This is a genomic window from Paramixta manurensis (assembly GCF_013285385.1).
Lineage (GTDB): Bacteria > Pseudomonadota > Gammaproteobacteria > Enterobacterales > Enterobacteriaceae > Paramixta > Paramixta manurensis.
The window spans coordinates 2,279,483-2,291,873 of the sequence record NZ_CP054212.1; the positions used below are offsets into that span (position 1 = coordinate 2,279,483).

13 protein-coding genes are annotated in these 12,391 nt (G+C 52.9%); 6 read left to right on the forward strand and 7 right to left on the reverse strand.

Annotated elements, in window-relative coordinates:
* Positions 1 to 93 precede the first annotated feature (93 nt).
* Positions 94 to 1,368, forward strand: coding sequence for a glycoside hydrolase family 10-like protein (locus PMPD1_RS11085; protein WP_354292902.1), 1,275 nt, complete (start codon positions 94 to 96; stop codon positions 1,366 to 1,368).
* 118 nt (positions 1,369 to 1,486) lie between these two features.
* The gene (locus tag PMPD1_RS11090; RefSeq protein ID WP_173634090.1) at positions 1,487 to 1,690 is read left to right on the forward strand and encodes a hypothetical protein; all 204 of its coding nucleotides are present in this window, start codon (positions 1,487 to 1,489) and stop codon (positions 1,688 to 1,690) included.
* Between the two features lie 72 nt (positions 1,691 to 1,762).
* On the opposite strand, the gene PMPD1_RS11095 is transcribed toward PMPD1_RS11090, so the two are convergent.
* Complete coding sequence (locus PMPD1_RS11095) at positions 1,763 to 2,683, reverse strand: LysR family transcriptional regulator (RefSeq protein ID WP_173636195.1); 921 nt, start codon at positions 2,681 to 2,683, stop codon at positions 1,763 to 1,765.
* A 132-nt stretch (positions 2,684 to 2,815) separates the two neighbouring features.
* Here PMPD1_RS11095 and PMPD1_RS11100 point away from each other — a divergent pair, with 132 nt between their 5' ends.
* Positions 2,816 to 3,520 carry an SDR family NAD(P)-dependent oxidoreductase gene (locus PMPD1_RS11100; protein ID WP_173634091.1) on the forward strand — a complete coding sequence of 235 codons (705 nt, stop codon included), beginning with the start codon at positions 2,816 to 2,818 and terminating at the stop codon, positions 3,518 to 3,520.
* Positions 3,521 to 3,551: 31 nt separating this feature from the next.
* Here PMPD1_RS11100 and PMPD1_RS11105 read toward each other — a convergent pair whose 3' ends face one another.
* Positions 3,552 to 4,013 carry a MarR family winged helix-turn-helix transcriptional regulator gene (locus tag PMPD1_RS11105; RefSeq protein WP_173634092.1) on the reverse strand — a complete coding sequence of 154 codons (462 nt, stop codon included), beginning with the start codon at positions 4,011 to 4,013 and terminating at the stop codon, positions 3,552 to 3,554.
* A 72-nt stretch (positions 4,014 to 4,085) separates the two neighbouring features.
* On the opposite strand from PMPD1_RS11105, the gene PMPD1_RS11110 reads away from it, so the two are divergent.
* Together PMPD1_RS11110 and PMPD1_RS11115 are read left to right on the forward strand one after the other, a co-directional pair.
* Positions 4,086 to 5,033: a quinone oxidoreductase family protein gene (locus tag PMPD1_RS11110; protein WP_173634093.1), complete on the forward strand. Its 948-nt coding sequence runs from the start codon at positions 4,086 to 4,088 to the stop codon at positions 5,031 to 5,033.
* An 88-nt stretch (positions 5,034 to 5,121) separates the two neighbouring features.
* Positions 5,122 to 5,907 (forward strand): MBL fold metallo-hydrolase, encoded by a 786-nt coding sequence (locus PMPD1_RS11115; protein ID WP_173634094.1) that lies wholly within the window; start codon positions 5,122 to 5,124, stop codon positions 5,905 to 5,907.
* 1 nt (position 5,908) lies between these two features.
* Here PMPD1_RS11115 and PMPD1_RS11120 read toward each other — a convergent pair whose 3' ends face one another.
* The 5 genes from PMPD1_RS11120 to PMPD1_RS11140 form a co-directional block, all read right to left on the reverse strand.
* The gene (locus tag PMPD1_RS11120; protein WP_173634095.1) at positions 5,909 to 7,267 is read right to left on the reverse strand and encodes an MFS transporter; all 1,359 of its coding nucleotides are present in this window, start codon (positions 7,265 to 7,267) and stop codon (positions 5,909 to 5,911) included.
* Between the two features lie 47 nt (positions 7,268 to 7,314).
* The gene (locus PMPD1_RS11125; RefSeq protein ID WP_173634096.1) at positions 7,315 to 8,016 is read right to left on the reverse strand and encodes an SDR family NAD(P)-dependent oxidoreductase; all 702 of its coding nucleotides are present in this window, start codon (positions 8,014 to 8,016) and stop codon (positions 7,315 to 7,317) included.
* A 12-nt stretch (positions 8,017 to 8,028) separates the two neighbouring features.
* Positions 8,029 to 9,318 (reverse strand): flavin-containing monooxygenase, encoded by a 1,290-nt coding sequence (locus tag PMPD1_RS11130; protein ID WP_173634097.1) that lies wholly within the window; start codon positions 9,316 to 9,318, stop codon positions 8,029 to 8,031.
* Positions 9,319 to 9,449: 131 nt separating this feature from the next.
* Positions 9,450 to 10,373, reverse strand: a complete 924-nt coding sequence (locus PMPD1_RS11135; RefSeq protein WP_173634098.1) for a LysR family transcriptional regulator — start codon at positions 10,371 to 10,373, stop codon at positions 9,450 to 9,452.
* An 87-nt stretch (positions 10,374 to 10,460) separates the two neighbouring features.
* Positions 10,461 to 11,381: a DMT family transporter gene (locus tag PMPD1_RS11140; protein ID WP_173634099.1), complete on the reverse strand. Its 921-nt coding sequence runs from the start codon at positions 11,379 to 11,381 to the stop codon at positions 10,461 to 10,463.
* An 89-nt stretch (positions 11,382 to 11,470) separates the two neighbouring features.
* Between PMPD1_RS11140 and PMPD1_RS11145 the strand changes: the two genes are divergently transcribed.
* The gene (locus tag PMPD1_RS11145; RefSeq protein ID WP_173634100.1) at positions 11,471 to 12,325 is read left to right on the forward strand and encodes a LysR substrate-binding domain-containing protein; all 855 of its coding nucleotides are present in this window, start codon (positions 11,471 to 11,473) and stop codon (positions 12,323 to 12,325) included.
* Positions 12,326 to 12,391: the final 66 nt, after the last annotated feature.

Consider the following 12,391-nt stretch of genomic DNA (forward strand, 5'->3'; position numbering starts at 1 on the left):
GATCTTTCCCAGGAAGTTGCCAGAAAAAGGAAGCCTATCATCATCCGTTCTCGTCACTTTCAGTCCGCCACTAAAGTTAAACGCGTCGGCGCACTGGTCGGCTGCGTGCTTTTACTGGCGAGCTGCTCTTCAGAGCCGCCGCGTTCTCTGGTTACGCCGTTTCCTTCTGTTACTAAACCACTTCCGGCAAAGCCTCAACAGCCTCAGACTCCGCTACGTGGTGTTTGGCTCGCGACAGTTTCTCGCCTCGATTGGCCGCCGATAGCCTCCGTTTATGCCAGTAGCCCTGCGTTACGTATTAGCCAGCAGCAGGAAGCATTGAAAAACAAGCTGGATAAACTGAAAAGCCTTGGCATTAATACCGTATTCTTTCAGGTTAAACCGGATGGCACCGCGCTCTGGCCTTCGAAAATATTGCCATGGTCTGATATGTTAACCGGCAATATTGGTCAGGATCCGGGTTACGACCCGCTGCAATTTATTCTTGATGAAGCGCATAAGCGCGGGATGAAAGTGCATGCCTGGTTTAATCCTTATCGTGTTGCGGTTAATACTAAACCTTCAACCGTGGCGCAACTGAACCGTACCCTGGCGCTACATCCATCCAGCATATTTGTCCTGCATCGCGAGTGGATACGCACCGCGGGCGATCGTTTTGTGCTTGATCCGGGTATTCCACAAGTTCGGGACTGGATCACCAGCATTGTCGCCGAAGTCGTTGCGCGTTACCCGGTGGATGGCGTGCAATTTGATGATTATTTCTATACTGAAACCGCGGGTTCCGCGCTGAATGACAGCCAAACTTACCAAAAATATGGTCAGGGATTTGCTTCAAAAGCGGATTGGCGACGGCACAACACCCAGCAGTTAATTGAACAGGTTTCGCGCACCATCAAGCAACTGAAACCCAATGTGGAGTTCGGTGTTAGCCCCGCAGGCGTATGGCGCAATCGTTCGCACGATCCGTTAGGTTCCGATACCCGTGGCGCGGCGGCTTATGATGAATCGTTTGCCGATACCCGCCGCTGGGTACAACAAGGGCTACTGGATTATATTGCTCCACAGATATATTGGCCCTTCGCACGCGATGCGGCGCGTTATGATGTGTTGGCAAAATGGTGGGCGGAGGTAGTAAAACCGACCCACACTCATCTGTATATCGGTATCGCATTGTACAAAGTCGGCCAACCTTCGAAAAACGAGCCAGACTGGACGATAAATGGCGGCGTGCCAGAGCTAAAGAAACAGCTCGATCTCAACGAGTCTGTGCCACAAATCAATGGCACGATTCTGTTCAGAGAGAACTATCTTAACCAGCCACAGACCCAGGAAGCCGTCAGTTATCTTAAAAGCCGCTGGGGAAGCTAATTGGGAGGCGTTTTATCATCCAGAGCGTGGGTATTGTCAGAAAAAAACGGGAACTTGTACCAGCGGTTTTCCACTTAACAGTCGGAAATCTGGCAAATACCAAAGCAAAGGAAACATAATGATGAAGCGTTTTGTACTCACTACTTTTATTGCTGGCCTGCTATGTGCATCACCCTTATACGCTATAGCGGATGCAACGGGTAATGGCGTAGGTAATAGCGGCCCGAGCACCGGAAATGGCGTTGGCAACAGCGGTAACGGTGGTATCTCCGGGCCTGCCTGTGACCTGTTGTGCAAACTAAATGGTACCTGTTGCCGTTAACTCGCCATTGATCGTCAATCATGCATAAAAGGATCGGTTAAAGATCCTTTTTTATTGGCACCAGAAAACCGATTACCGTTCACGGGCCACCTGTTGCTGGCAAACGTGCAGCACCAACTGACGTAACCAGCGATGTGCCGGATCGGCCTCTACTCGCGGATGCCACATTTGCGATATCGTAATCTGGTTAGTTTTGACCGGTAGCTCAAAAGTATGAAAAACGCCCTTCCCATCCGGCAACGCCATCATCAGCGAAGCAGGCACCAGCGCAACCAAATCGGATGATTGCGCCACCGTCAATGCAGCGGGAAAATTCGGCACCACCGCCGCCACGCGCCAACTCAAGCCTAATGCCGCCAATGCATCGTCTACCGGCCCTTTCACCCGCCCCCGACGTGAGGCAATAACATGGCCGAAATCCGCATATCTCGCGGCGCTCACCCTGGACTCCGCTTCCAGCGGATGCCCTTTTCGTACTACGCCAATAAAGCGATCCCGAAACAGCGCCTGCAACCGAATCTCCGGTCCCATTTCCTCTAAAACGCCAATCTCAAGATCAATGATGCCTTCACGCAATGGCATGGCGCTCTTTTCTGGTTTGGGTGCAAAACACAAACACACGCCAGGCGCGACCGCTGCTGCTGCCGCAATTAGCGCTGCGCCAAATGCGGCAACGAATCCCTCGTTGGTGCGCAGCGTGAAGATGCGTACCAACGTTGATAAATTCAGGATTGATACGGGCGGACGTAACACACGCCGCGCCGCCGATAACGCATTTTGCGCATCTTGACGCATCTGTTCGGCGTGCGGCGTCAATACCATCTGACGCCCTGCCCGCACTAGCAGCGGATCGCCAGTGACCGCGCGTAACCTACCGAGTGTCCGGCTCATTGCCGAAGCGCTTAATCCCAGACGACGCGCGGCACCAATCACACTGCCTTCAGTAAGCAGCGCATCCAGTGCAATCAGTAAATTAAGGTCAGGTTCAGTCATCACTTATAGTAGCCTGCGGCGTAATATCAGGGAAGGCGTTTAGTGCAGTTTATAACTGCAAATGCTGCGCCTTCCGCCTTATCTCACAACGAACTATAGTTGCGTCATCACCCCCGTAAAAGGACATCAATAATGCCAACCTCCTCTTCGCAACTCACTGTTCTGTTGATTGGCGCTTCCCGTGGTTTGGGCTTTGCCATGGCAGAAGAGTATCTCAAACGAGGCGATAACGTGATCGCCACCGGTCGCGCGACCTCTACTGACAAATTGGTTCAACTTGCCGCCCGCTATCCGCAACAACTCACGGTTGAAACCGTCGATATTACCCAGCCAGACCAAGTGAATGCACTGTATGATCGACTTCGTGAGCGACAGCTAGATATGCTTTTCGTCAACGCTGGCGTGAAAAACGATGATAGGGAAACCATTGCTGACGTTTCCACTGAGGAGTTTACCCGCGTCATGGTGACTAACGCACTGAGTCCAATGCGGGTGATTGAGCGTTTTCAAGATCGGGTTCTGCCAACAGGAACCTTGGCCGTTATGTCTTCCGGACAAGGCAGCCTGACCAACAACACTAACGGCCATTACGAGGTGTATCGCGGCAGCAAAGCGGCGCTCAATATGTTTATGCGTAGTTTCGCCGCTCGCCACGAAACGGATCAACGAACCCTGTTGTTAATGGCGCCCGGTTGGGTCCGTACCGATATGGGTGGCCCTGAGGCTCGCTTAAGCATTGAGGAAAGTATCCCGGCGCTACTCGACACCATCGCGGCTAACCAGGGTCGTGGCGGACTACACTATCTTGATTATCTGGGGCGTGTCGTTCCCTGGTAACCTCCATTGAGAAAGCCGATAGCCTGCCCCCTCACTCGCGTGCTGCGATCAGGCTATCGGCATACTGGCGAACCAGGCGAAACAAGTGATGTACCTCTTCCGGCGGCCAGTCGGTAAATAAACGGTTCATTAACTGCTGCCGCGCTTGGTCGATTTGGTCAGTCATCGCTTTCCCTTTCTCAGTAATCACGACCTCACTCATGCGCTTATCATGAGGATTACTTTGCCTCCCCACCAACTCTTGTACCTGCAGCTTTTTAATTTGCCGACTGACGGTGGTGTAGTCGCGCCCCATACGGTCGGCCAATTCCACCACGCCAATCGGCCCAAAGCGCTCAATACTGACCAGTAGCGGAAAGAGAATCTGATCAAGGGTGACATCAGCCGCGCGCAGTAACTGAATATCGCGTAGCGGATGATTCATGACGCTGAGAATATCGAGTAGTGCGCCATGGAATGTACGAATATCATACTTTATATGTGCATCTTGCATATATTTCTCGTTCAGTTATAGTGCATCAACCATGTGCATTTTACACATATCTCATACAAGAGGAATAATTCTATGAAAGCCGCCATTGTTGCCACTCCCGGGGAAACTCCATTCTACGGTGACTTCGCGTTACCTTCGGCGGGGGAAAATCAACAACAGATAAAGGTCAGCGCGGCGGCGATCAGCCATGTCGTAAAGAGCCGTGCCTCTGGTAATCATTATAGTTTTGATGGTGTCTATCCTTTTGTAGTGGGTATTGACGGAGTTGGAACACTGACCGATGGACGAGCGGTTTGGTTTGCTTTTCCGCCGTCGCCGCTCGGTGCGATGGCGCAATTTACCGTGGTGGATAACGCTAACATCATTTTATTGCCGGAAAACCTCGACCCGGCACGCGCCGCTGCCATGGCTAACCCCGGCATGTCGGCCTGGGCCTCGCTGGTTTTCCGCGCCGGGCTACAGCCAGGTGAAAGGGTACTAATTAACGGTGCAACCGGCAGCGCAGGCAAACTGGCGGTTCAAATCGCCCGCTACCTCGGTGCCAAAAAAATTATTGCGACCGGGCGCAACATAGCGGTACTGCAAAGTCTGGATGTCGACGCCACGGTACAGCTCAGTGAAGATCCCGGGGCGCTCAAACAACAGTTCGCTACCCTCGCCGCTGAGCGCATTGATGTGGTGGTAGATTATCTCTGGGGCGACAGCGCCTTAATGATCTTAACCGCACTGGCGAAATCCCGTGCCGGTGATTATCCCATGCGCTACGTGCAGACCGGCTCGTTAACCGGTGATACCCTTGCGCTGCCCTCCTCTCTGTTGCGTTCAGCGCCGATCCAACTGATGGGCAGCGGCATTGGTAGTTTACCGTTGTCACAACTGATTGCCGCAACCCAGCAAATGTTTGCCGCCGCATTACCAGGCCAATTAACCATTGACTACACGCCGGTTCCGCTCCGCGATGTGAAGGAGGCATGGGATAAGGATGACAGCAAAAAACGCACCGTATTCCTGATTGAGTAAGGCTCTTTTATCAACATGCTAGCTGGAAACTTCATCCATACTGACATCATTAAGCAAACGTCGTGCCTCAACGCGACAGGGAGGAGTGATGATCCAGCTATGCAAAACCTGCGGTACGTCTTACGCTGCGCCGGTCGAACACTGTAAAATCTGTGAGGATGACCGGCAATATGTACCGGCCGCCGGGCAGCAGTGGCTTTCTGACAAGCAGCTACAGGCTACCCATACCAATAAATGGCAGTTATTGGAAAAAGGGCTATTAAGTTTGAATACCGTGCCGACATTTGCCATTGGTCAGCGTGCCCTTTTGCTGCGTACCGCCGAAGGTAATATCCTTTGGGATTGCATTGCCAATCTGGATGATGCCACCAAAACGCTGATTGAAGCACTGGGCGGCCTGAAAGCGATTGCGATTTCACATCCGCACTACTATTCCACCATGCAGGATTGGGCCGCCGCCTTCAATGCGCCCATCTATCTTCATGCTGATGACAGCGCGTGGATTATGCGTGACAGCCCGGCGATCACATTGTGGAATGGCGAAACGCAGGCGCTGACTCAGGATGTTCAAATTGTCCGGCTGGGCGGGCATTTTGCCGGTGGCAGCGTATTGCACTGGAACCACGCCGGTGGCGTATTGCTGGCTGGCGATATTTTGCAGGTGACGCCGGGTGCCGATCGCGTCTCGTTTATGTGGAGCTATCCGAATATGCTGCCGCTCTCCGCTACGGCAGTCAGTACCATCGCCGCCCGTATCAAGCCGCTCAGTTTCGAACGGCTATACGGCGCCTTTGAGGGCCAGAACATGCTACAGCAGGCCAAACAGAACGTGCTGGCCTCCGCGCAACACTATCTCACCTGCCTGCGGCAGTAGGTCAGGATGGCATCGGCTGGCCGGTTCGGTCCTGTAGCCGCCATAATGCCGCCATGCCGAGGATAGCGCCGCTCATCAGATAAAACGCCGGGATCAGCGTCATACCGGTTTTTTCAATTAACCAGGTATTGATCAACGGTGCCGTACCGCCCAACAGCGAAACCGAGAGATTATAGCTAATCGCAAAGCAGCTATAACGGACGGTGGTTCCAAACATGGAGGTCAACGTGGCGGGAACCGTGCCTTCAAAAAACAGCATCGCGAGGATTAAAACGCCCATGCCGATGATAATCGCCGGTAAGCCGTGAGTTTGCAGCGCCCAAAAAACCGGCACGGCGCAGAGCACCATCAGAACACAGCCGACCAATAGCATCCTCTTGCGCCCTATTCTATCGCCCATCATGCCAAATATCGGGATAAACACTAACAGCAAAAGTGTCGCGATCAATGAAAGATTAGCGCTGAATGTCTGCGAACGACCAAGGAACGTAACTAAATAACCGGGGATATAACCCAGCACAATGTAATAGTTGATATTAAAGGTTGCAACCAAACCGGCACTTCTAAGTAATTGTGGCCATTCGCGCAAAATCAGCGACCACAGTGAACGAGATGGCTGATTCAATCGCGACTTGTTGGCCTGCATCTCCCGGAAAACCGGGGTTTCATCGACTTTCAGCCGAATAAATAGCGCGATAATCCCCATCAGTCCGGCAATCAGGAATGGAATACGCCAACCCCAGGCAACCATCGCGTCCTGGCCCACATAGCGCTCGATGACATTGACGATCACACCGCCAACCAAGAAACCGGCAATATTGCCGAATTCGAGCCAACTGGTAAAAAAGGTACGCTTCTTATCCGGGCTGTGTTCGGCGATGAAAATACAGGAACCACCGTATTCGCCGCCGGTCGACAACCCCTGCAACATACGCATTACCACCAACAGAATGGGGGCGGCAATGCCAATGCTGTGATAAGCAGGAATGCAGGCAATCGCTAATGTTGCCAACGACATTAAGCTAATGCTGGTGACTAGCGCGGTGCGACGACCATATTTATCGCCTAGTGGGCCGAACAGGAAACCACCCAACGGACGAATAACAAAACCGGCGGCGAAAGCGGCATACACAGCAATCAGTTCGTTGTAACGGTTGGCCTCCGGAAAAAAAACCTTGGCCATAATTAACGACATGGAGGAGTAGATGGCGAAGTCGAACCACTCCACCATATTGCCTAAGGTAACGCCGGTGACGATTTTCGATAACCCGCTGTTTTTTTCCTCTGGTACAGGCCGGGTATTCTCCTTTACATAATTTACCGCTCCATTCATGGCTGGATTTATTGTTGTCTGTTTCATTGTCTTACCCTGTCAGATTGAGTGGGAGTACGACGAACGTACGGTTTTCACCGCATATAGCTGCCTCCGGAAATAACCACGGTCTCACCGGTGATGTAGCCGGGCGCGGCGCTAAACGTCCACACCCAGTCTGCAATTTCATGAACCGTTGCCGCTCTTTTCATCGGCACCGTTTTCACCCCTTCCTGAATACGCCCGGAAGCCAGCGTCCCTTCGGTTTCGACCCAGCCCGGCGCGACGGCATTAACCACAATGCCTTTGGTCACTAATTCCACCGCCAGGGATTTGGTCAACGACACTACCGCAGCTTTTGACGCACTGTAAAAAAGCTGCCCGGGCGAAACGGCAAAAGCATCTACCGAGGCGAAAAAGAGAAACGCGCCGCCTTGTTCGCTAATACAATCCGCCGCGACTTTGGCGATGTTAATAGTGCCCAATACATTGACATCGAAAATGCGCCGATACAGCGATTCGCTCCCGGTCGCCAACGTGGACAGCGGAAAAATCCCTGCCGCGTTCACCAGCGTATTAACGGTTCGCCCATTCAATGCGGTCACAACGGACTCCCTCAGCGCTGCATAATCAGTAATATCGGCAATCACCGTCGTCATCGCGGGTTGTGGCGACATTTCCGCCACATCAATGGCAATCACTTCCCAGTGCTGTTGCAGAAATTTATTCACCACGGCTTTGCCCATCCCGGATGCCGCGCCAGTCACTATCGCGACCGGTAACTGTCCTGCTGTCATAATCACCTCGAATTACGCAGTTAAAGAAGGATTGAGTGAGGTAGACGCCCGGACTTTTTCCAGTAAATCCAGCGTTCGCCAGGTTTCATCAAAATTTTGCAGCCAGAGGCGGCGCACCACATCAATACGCTTATCGTGCGATTGCTGGGCGGCGAACAGCGCGGCGATGCCTTGTAGCCCCTGTTCCTGCAGAGCAATAAAACGCGCGATCAACCGGGTTTGTTGGCAATAGGTGGGCCATTGCGGGCCGCGTGGCGCCGATAATCCGACAAAGTAAAGGTTCTCCAGCGTCGTGGGCAAGGTCATCGCCGCGGTGCGAAGCGGCACGCCCTCTTGCCATTCGAGGAGAGTTTGGTCCAAAAAAGGCAGGCGGACATGAAAGCCGGTGGCCCACAGAATCACGTCATATTCCGCCGCGTTGCCATCGGCAAAGCGCACGATACGTCCGGCAATCGACTCAATGGCCGGACGCACTTTGATGCGGCCGTGCTGGATCCAGTAAGGTAATAAGCTATTAACCACCGGCGGTTGCTGTTCTAAATCCCAGCTTTCCGGTTCCGGCATACCGGGGTAGTTTTCCCAGCGGCCAAGTGAAATTAAGGTCAGAACCTGTGTAATTGCATTTTGTAATTCAGGGGGAAGTTGATTAAGAAAGGGAATTTCAGCGCGCGGCATGCCTAACAGTGCTTTGGGTTGAAACACCTGCCCGCGACGAATCACAATATCGGTTTCAAAACGATGTTGAGCAGCGTCTGCCGCCAAATCACACCCTGAGTTGCCACAACCGACTACCAGCACTTTACCGGTTAATTGTCCGCTGTTGCGATATTGGCAAGAGTGAAGCGAAAGGCCGGAAAAATTTTTCGCTTCATTGGGCAATGCCGGGTCCCATAAATGCCCATTAGCCACAATCACTCCTTGATAATTGCGGGTGTGTCCATTGACCGTCACCGCCCATCCGCCGTTTCCTCGTTCACCAAGCGGTGTGATGTTCTCTACGGTGTGATTAAAAGCAATATGCTCGTTGAGATGAAAATGTTCAGCATAACGTTCAATATACTGCCGTACCTGATCCCGGCTGGGATAAACCGGCCAGTCATCCGGCATCGGAAAACCGTCAAAGCAAGAGCTGTTCTTCGGGGTAATTAAATGGAGCGCGTCATAATCATGATGCCAGTGCCCCCCCGAACGTGGGCTCTTTTCATAACAATCCGCGTCGATCCCCTGCTCTTGCAAGGTCCTAAGGGCGGCAAGCCCGGCAGCGCCGGCACCAATCACACAATAACGAGCATCGCCAGTCATACGCATCTCCCGCAAAGTTTTTGCAACATCTATGTAACCTGTATGACATAGTTTTAAGCTGCTATTTGCGCGAAATGAATAACCTTAATCAGGTGATTGGTATAGGTTTTACCTATAGGCGTTCGCAGTTATTAGCGTTCGATATGGCTGTACTTACGTTGTACCTCATCCAGATAGCGCCGCATCAGGCGCATTAATTCTCGCGTCGCGGAAGAAATTGCCGTATCTGCCCGATGAATAAAGGAAAACACCTCAAATGCTGGCGGCTCGACCGGTACCCACATCAGGCGATCGTGATAGCCAAGATGATAAAGCATCGGACGCGTAGCAATAAGATCACCTAATCCACGTGACGCTAATTCAAAGGCCGTACTCTGATGTTCAACTTCAATCAGTGGCTCCAGATTGGCACCAACCTGTCTTGCCCGCTCTTTAAGTAACCGGCGAATGGGATCGCGATTATGCCAAGAGGCTTCGCTAAGGATCAGGGGCGCGGAGAGTAACGCGTGAATATCCTTACTACCCACCAGCCGCGTTTCGCTGGCGGAAATATAGCCGATTTGCGTTGACCAAACCGGTTCGCTGACCACCAAATTCTTGGCATCCACCGGCAGCATGACCAATCCGGCTTCGATCTCTCCCTCAGTAACGGCCTGCGCCACTTCTGACGAATTCAACCCAACCAGCCGTAGGCGAACCTCCGGATAAGTCATGCGAAATTCAGCGATTAAATCGGCCAAAAAGTATTGATACGCGGTCCCAAAGGTGCCGAAAGAAGCCACACCGCCCTTCAGTTCGCGTACCGATTGCACCGCTTCATAACCGCGCTGCGCCTCCGTGGTGGCGGCTCGCGCATAAGGTGCCAGACGAACGCCCGCTTCCGTCAGAATCAACCGCCGATTAGTGCGGATAAACAGATGCGTCCCGAGTTCGTGCTCCAACTTTAAAATTTGCTCCGACAAGGAGGGCTGGGAAATATGCAAATGTTCGGCAGCCTTAGACAGCGTGCCAAACTCTATCGCCGTCAAAAAATAGTGCAACTGTTGCAAAGTCATGGAGGGGTACCGGTTGATACAATGTGTTTTCTCCCATTCAACACGGGATAGATAGCCACAGCAAGTTTCGTTAAGGATGAGACGCGACTATTGCGCGCGGATCACTAACCAGAGACCGCCTCCAGAGACTAACACCCCCGCCAGCATTGACCATGACAGCGGCTCGCCGAACATAAACCAGGACCACAGTAAGGTAACCGCCGGACTTAAATACAACACACTACCGACGCGAACCGGCGAAGTGCGCTTCAGGCAAAACCAATACAGGCCATACCCACCAAGCGTCGAAAAGAGCGCGGTCCATAACACGCTGATGATAAAGCCCGATGAGAATATCGGCGTCAGTGAGCCTGTCGGTACGATTGCCCCGCCGAACGCGACCAGGGAAACCGCACACTGTAACCACAGCACGCCCGGCAGGCTGATGGCGGCGGAGGTGTTTATTTTCTTCTGCAACAGCGTGGCACACGCCAGCGAAAACATTCCCAACAGCGGCAACCCATAGGCCCAGGGTGCAGCATTCCCCCACGACAACACGCCCCAGGTCACAATCACCACTCCCGCAACGCCCAATACCAGCCCCAGCCAGGTACTCACCGAAGGGCGCGAATGCAAGAACAGAACGCCGAGCAGCGCCGAGCCGACGGGCAGCAAATCCGCCATTAATGCCGCTAAGCCGGCTGGTACGCCGTATTCAATCCCCTTACCAACACCGGCTAAATAGCCGGACATGGCCAATAGGCCAATGCTGCCCTGGGTCAGCAACACGTTGATCGGCGTCCGTATTAGCTCCCGCCACACCAACGGTAACATCAACGCCACGACCAACGCACAGCGCCAGAACAGCACCAAAAAAACGGGCGCATAATCTGACGATAAACGTATCCCAACAAAACCAGAACTCCACGCCAGCACCAGTAATGCTTCAGGTAAGCAATGCGCAAGACACCCGCGCACACGCTGGATTGATGAGGTTTTTTCAGCCTGCAATAAATCAATTTTCGACATTATTCCCTCCGTTAAGGATTGATCTTAACCAAGGGATGTAATTCAATAAAACGATATATTCTTACCAAGTAATCTAATAAAACTAAACTATGCCTATGACTCTCGATATTGATTTATTACGCACTTTCCATGCTGTGGTTCGCCTTGGACAGTTTCGGGCGGCGGCCACGCAGATAAACCGCAGTCCGGCAGCGGTCAGCGTTCATATACAGCGGCTAGAAACCGTGGTCGGCGGCAAGCTATTTGAGCGGGATAATCAAGCGGTGGAGTTAACGCCATTAGGGCAAAAGTTGTTGGCGTCGACCGCGGTGTTGCTTAAAACCCACGATAAAATATTGGGTGACCTGCAAGCGGATGCGCTGACCGGGCATATAAAACTTGGCGTGCCGGACGAATATGCAGCGCATGTGATTGGTGACATTCTGCCGGTATTTTCCGCCTTATGCCCCGGCGTCGAACTGGAAGTTTCCACCGCGCCAAGCTTAAAGCTAAAACAGCAAGTCGAACGTAATCGCCTCCATTTGGCCTTAACGGTACAGCCGGTGCGCCATGACCACCCTGCCACCTCGCCAATTGCGATCACGCTGCCGGTATGGGTCAGCGGCAGCGAGGTAGATCTTGAGCCGGATGAGCCAGTCCCGCTGGCATTGCATGCTTCACACTGCCCCTACCGGGATGCCATGACCACCGCTTTGACGGCGGCGGGCCGCCGCTGGAAAACCATCCTCAGCAGCCCATCGGCCCGGGCGGTCGAAGCCTGTGTTGAAGCCGGGTTAGCGGTTAGCCTGATCGATCGCTCACGCATTACCGCCAGAATGCGTCAAGTCAGCGGCCTGCCCCCCATCGGAGCGCATGAGGTGCTGATTGCGCGCGCCGCTTCAACCGATGCGCTTCCGGCGGTGGATGCACTGGCAACCGCGATTAGTCAGCATTTTAAATTATAAGTGTCGACTCTACGCTGGCTAAAAGCAGTTAATTATCTGTTGCATTCGCGTTACACTGAGGCCCGA

What these genes read in the sequence shown, in the direction of transcription:
- PMPD1_RS11115 (WP_173634094.1), top strand. Translation starts at nt 5,122, where the DNA reads ATGATCCAGCTATGCAAAACCTGCGGTACGTCTTACGCTGCGCCGGTC.
- PMPD1_RS11145 (WP_173634100.1), top strand. Translation starts at nt 11,471, where the DNA reads ATGCCTATGACTCTCGATATTGATTTATTACGCACTTTCCATGCTGTG.
- PMPD1_RS11125 (WP_173634096.1), bottom strand. Translation starts at nt 8,016, where the DNA reads ATGACAGCAGGACAGTTACCGGTCGCGATAGTGACTGGCGCGGCATCC.
- PMPD1_RS11135 (WP_173634098.1), bottom strand. Translation starts at nt 10,373, where the DNA reads ATGACTTTGCAACAGTTGCACTATTTTTTGACGGCGATAGAGTTTGGC.
- PMPD1_RS11100 (WP_173634091.1), top strand. Translation starts at nt 2,816, where the DNA reads ATGCCAACCTCCTCTTCGCAACTCACTGTTCTGTTGATTGGCGCTTCC.
- PMPD1_RS11105 (WP_173634092.1), bottom strand. Translation starts at nt 4,013, where the DNA reads ATGCAAGATGCACATATAAAGTATGATATTCGTACATTCCATGGCGCA.
- PMPD1_RS11095 (WP_173636195.1), bottom strand. Translation starts at nt 2,683, where the DNA reads ATGACTGAACCTGACCTTAATTTACTGATTGCACTGGATGCGCTGCTT.
- PMPD1_RS11120 (WP_173634095.1), bottom strand. Translation starts at nt 7,267, where the DNA reads ATGAAACAGACAACAATAAATCCAGCCATGAATGGAGCGGTAAATTAT.
- PMPD1_RS11110 (WP_173634093.1), top strand. Translation starts at nt 4,086, where the DNA reads ATGAAAGCCGCCATTGTTGCCACTCCCGGGGAAACTCCATTCTACGGT.
- PMPD1_RS11130 (WP_173634097.1), bottom strand. Translation starts at nt 9,318, where the DNA reads ATGACTGGCGATGCTCGTTATTGTGTGATTGGTGCCGGCGCTGCCGGG.
- PMPD1_RS11140 (WP_173634099.1), bottom strand. Translation starts at nt 11,381, where the DNA reads ATGTCGAAAATTGATTTATTGCAGGCTGAAAAAACCTCATCAATCCAG.
- PMPD1_RS11090 (WP_173634090.1), top strand. Translation starts at nt 1,487, where the DNA reads ATGATGAAGCGTTTTGTACTCACTACTTTTATTGCTGGCCTGCTATGT.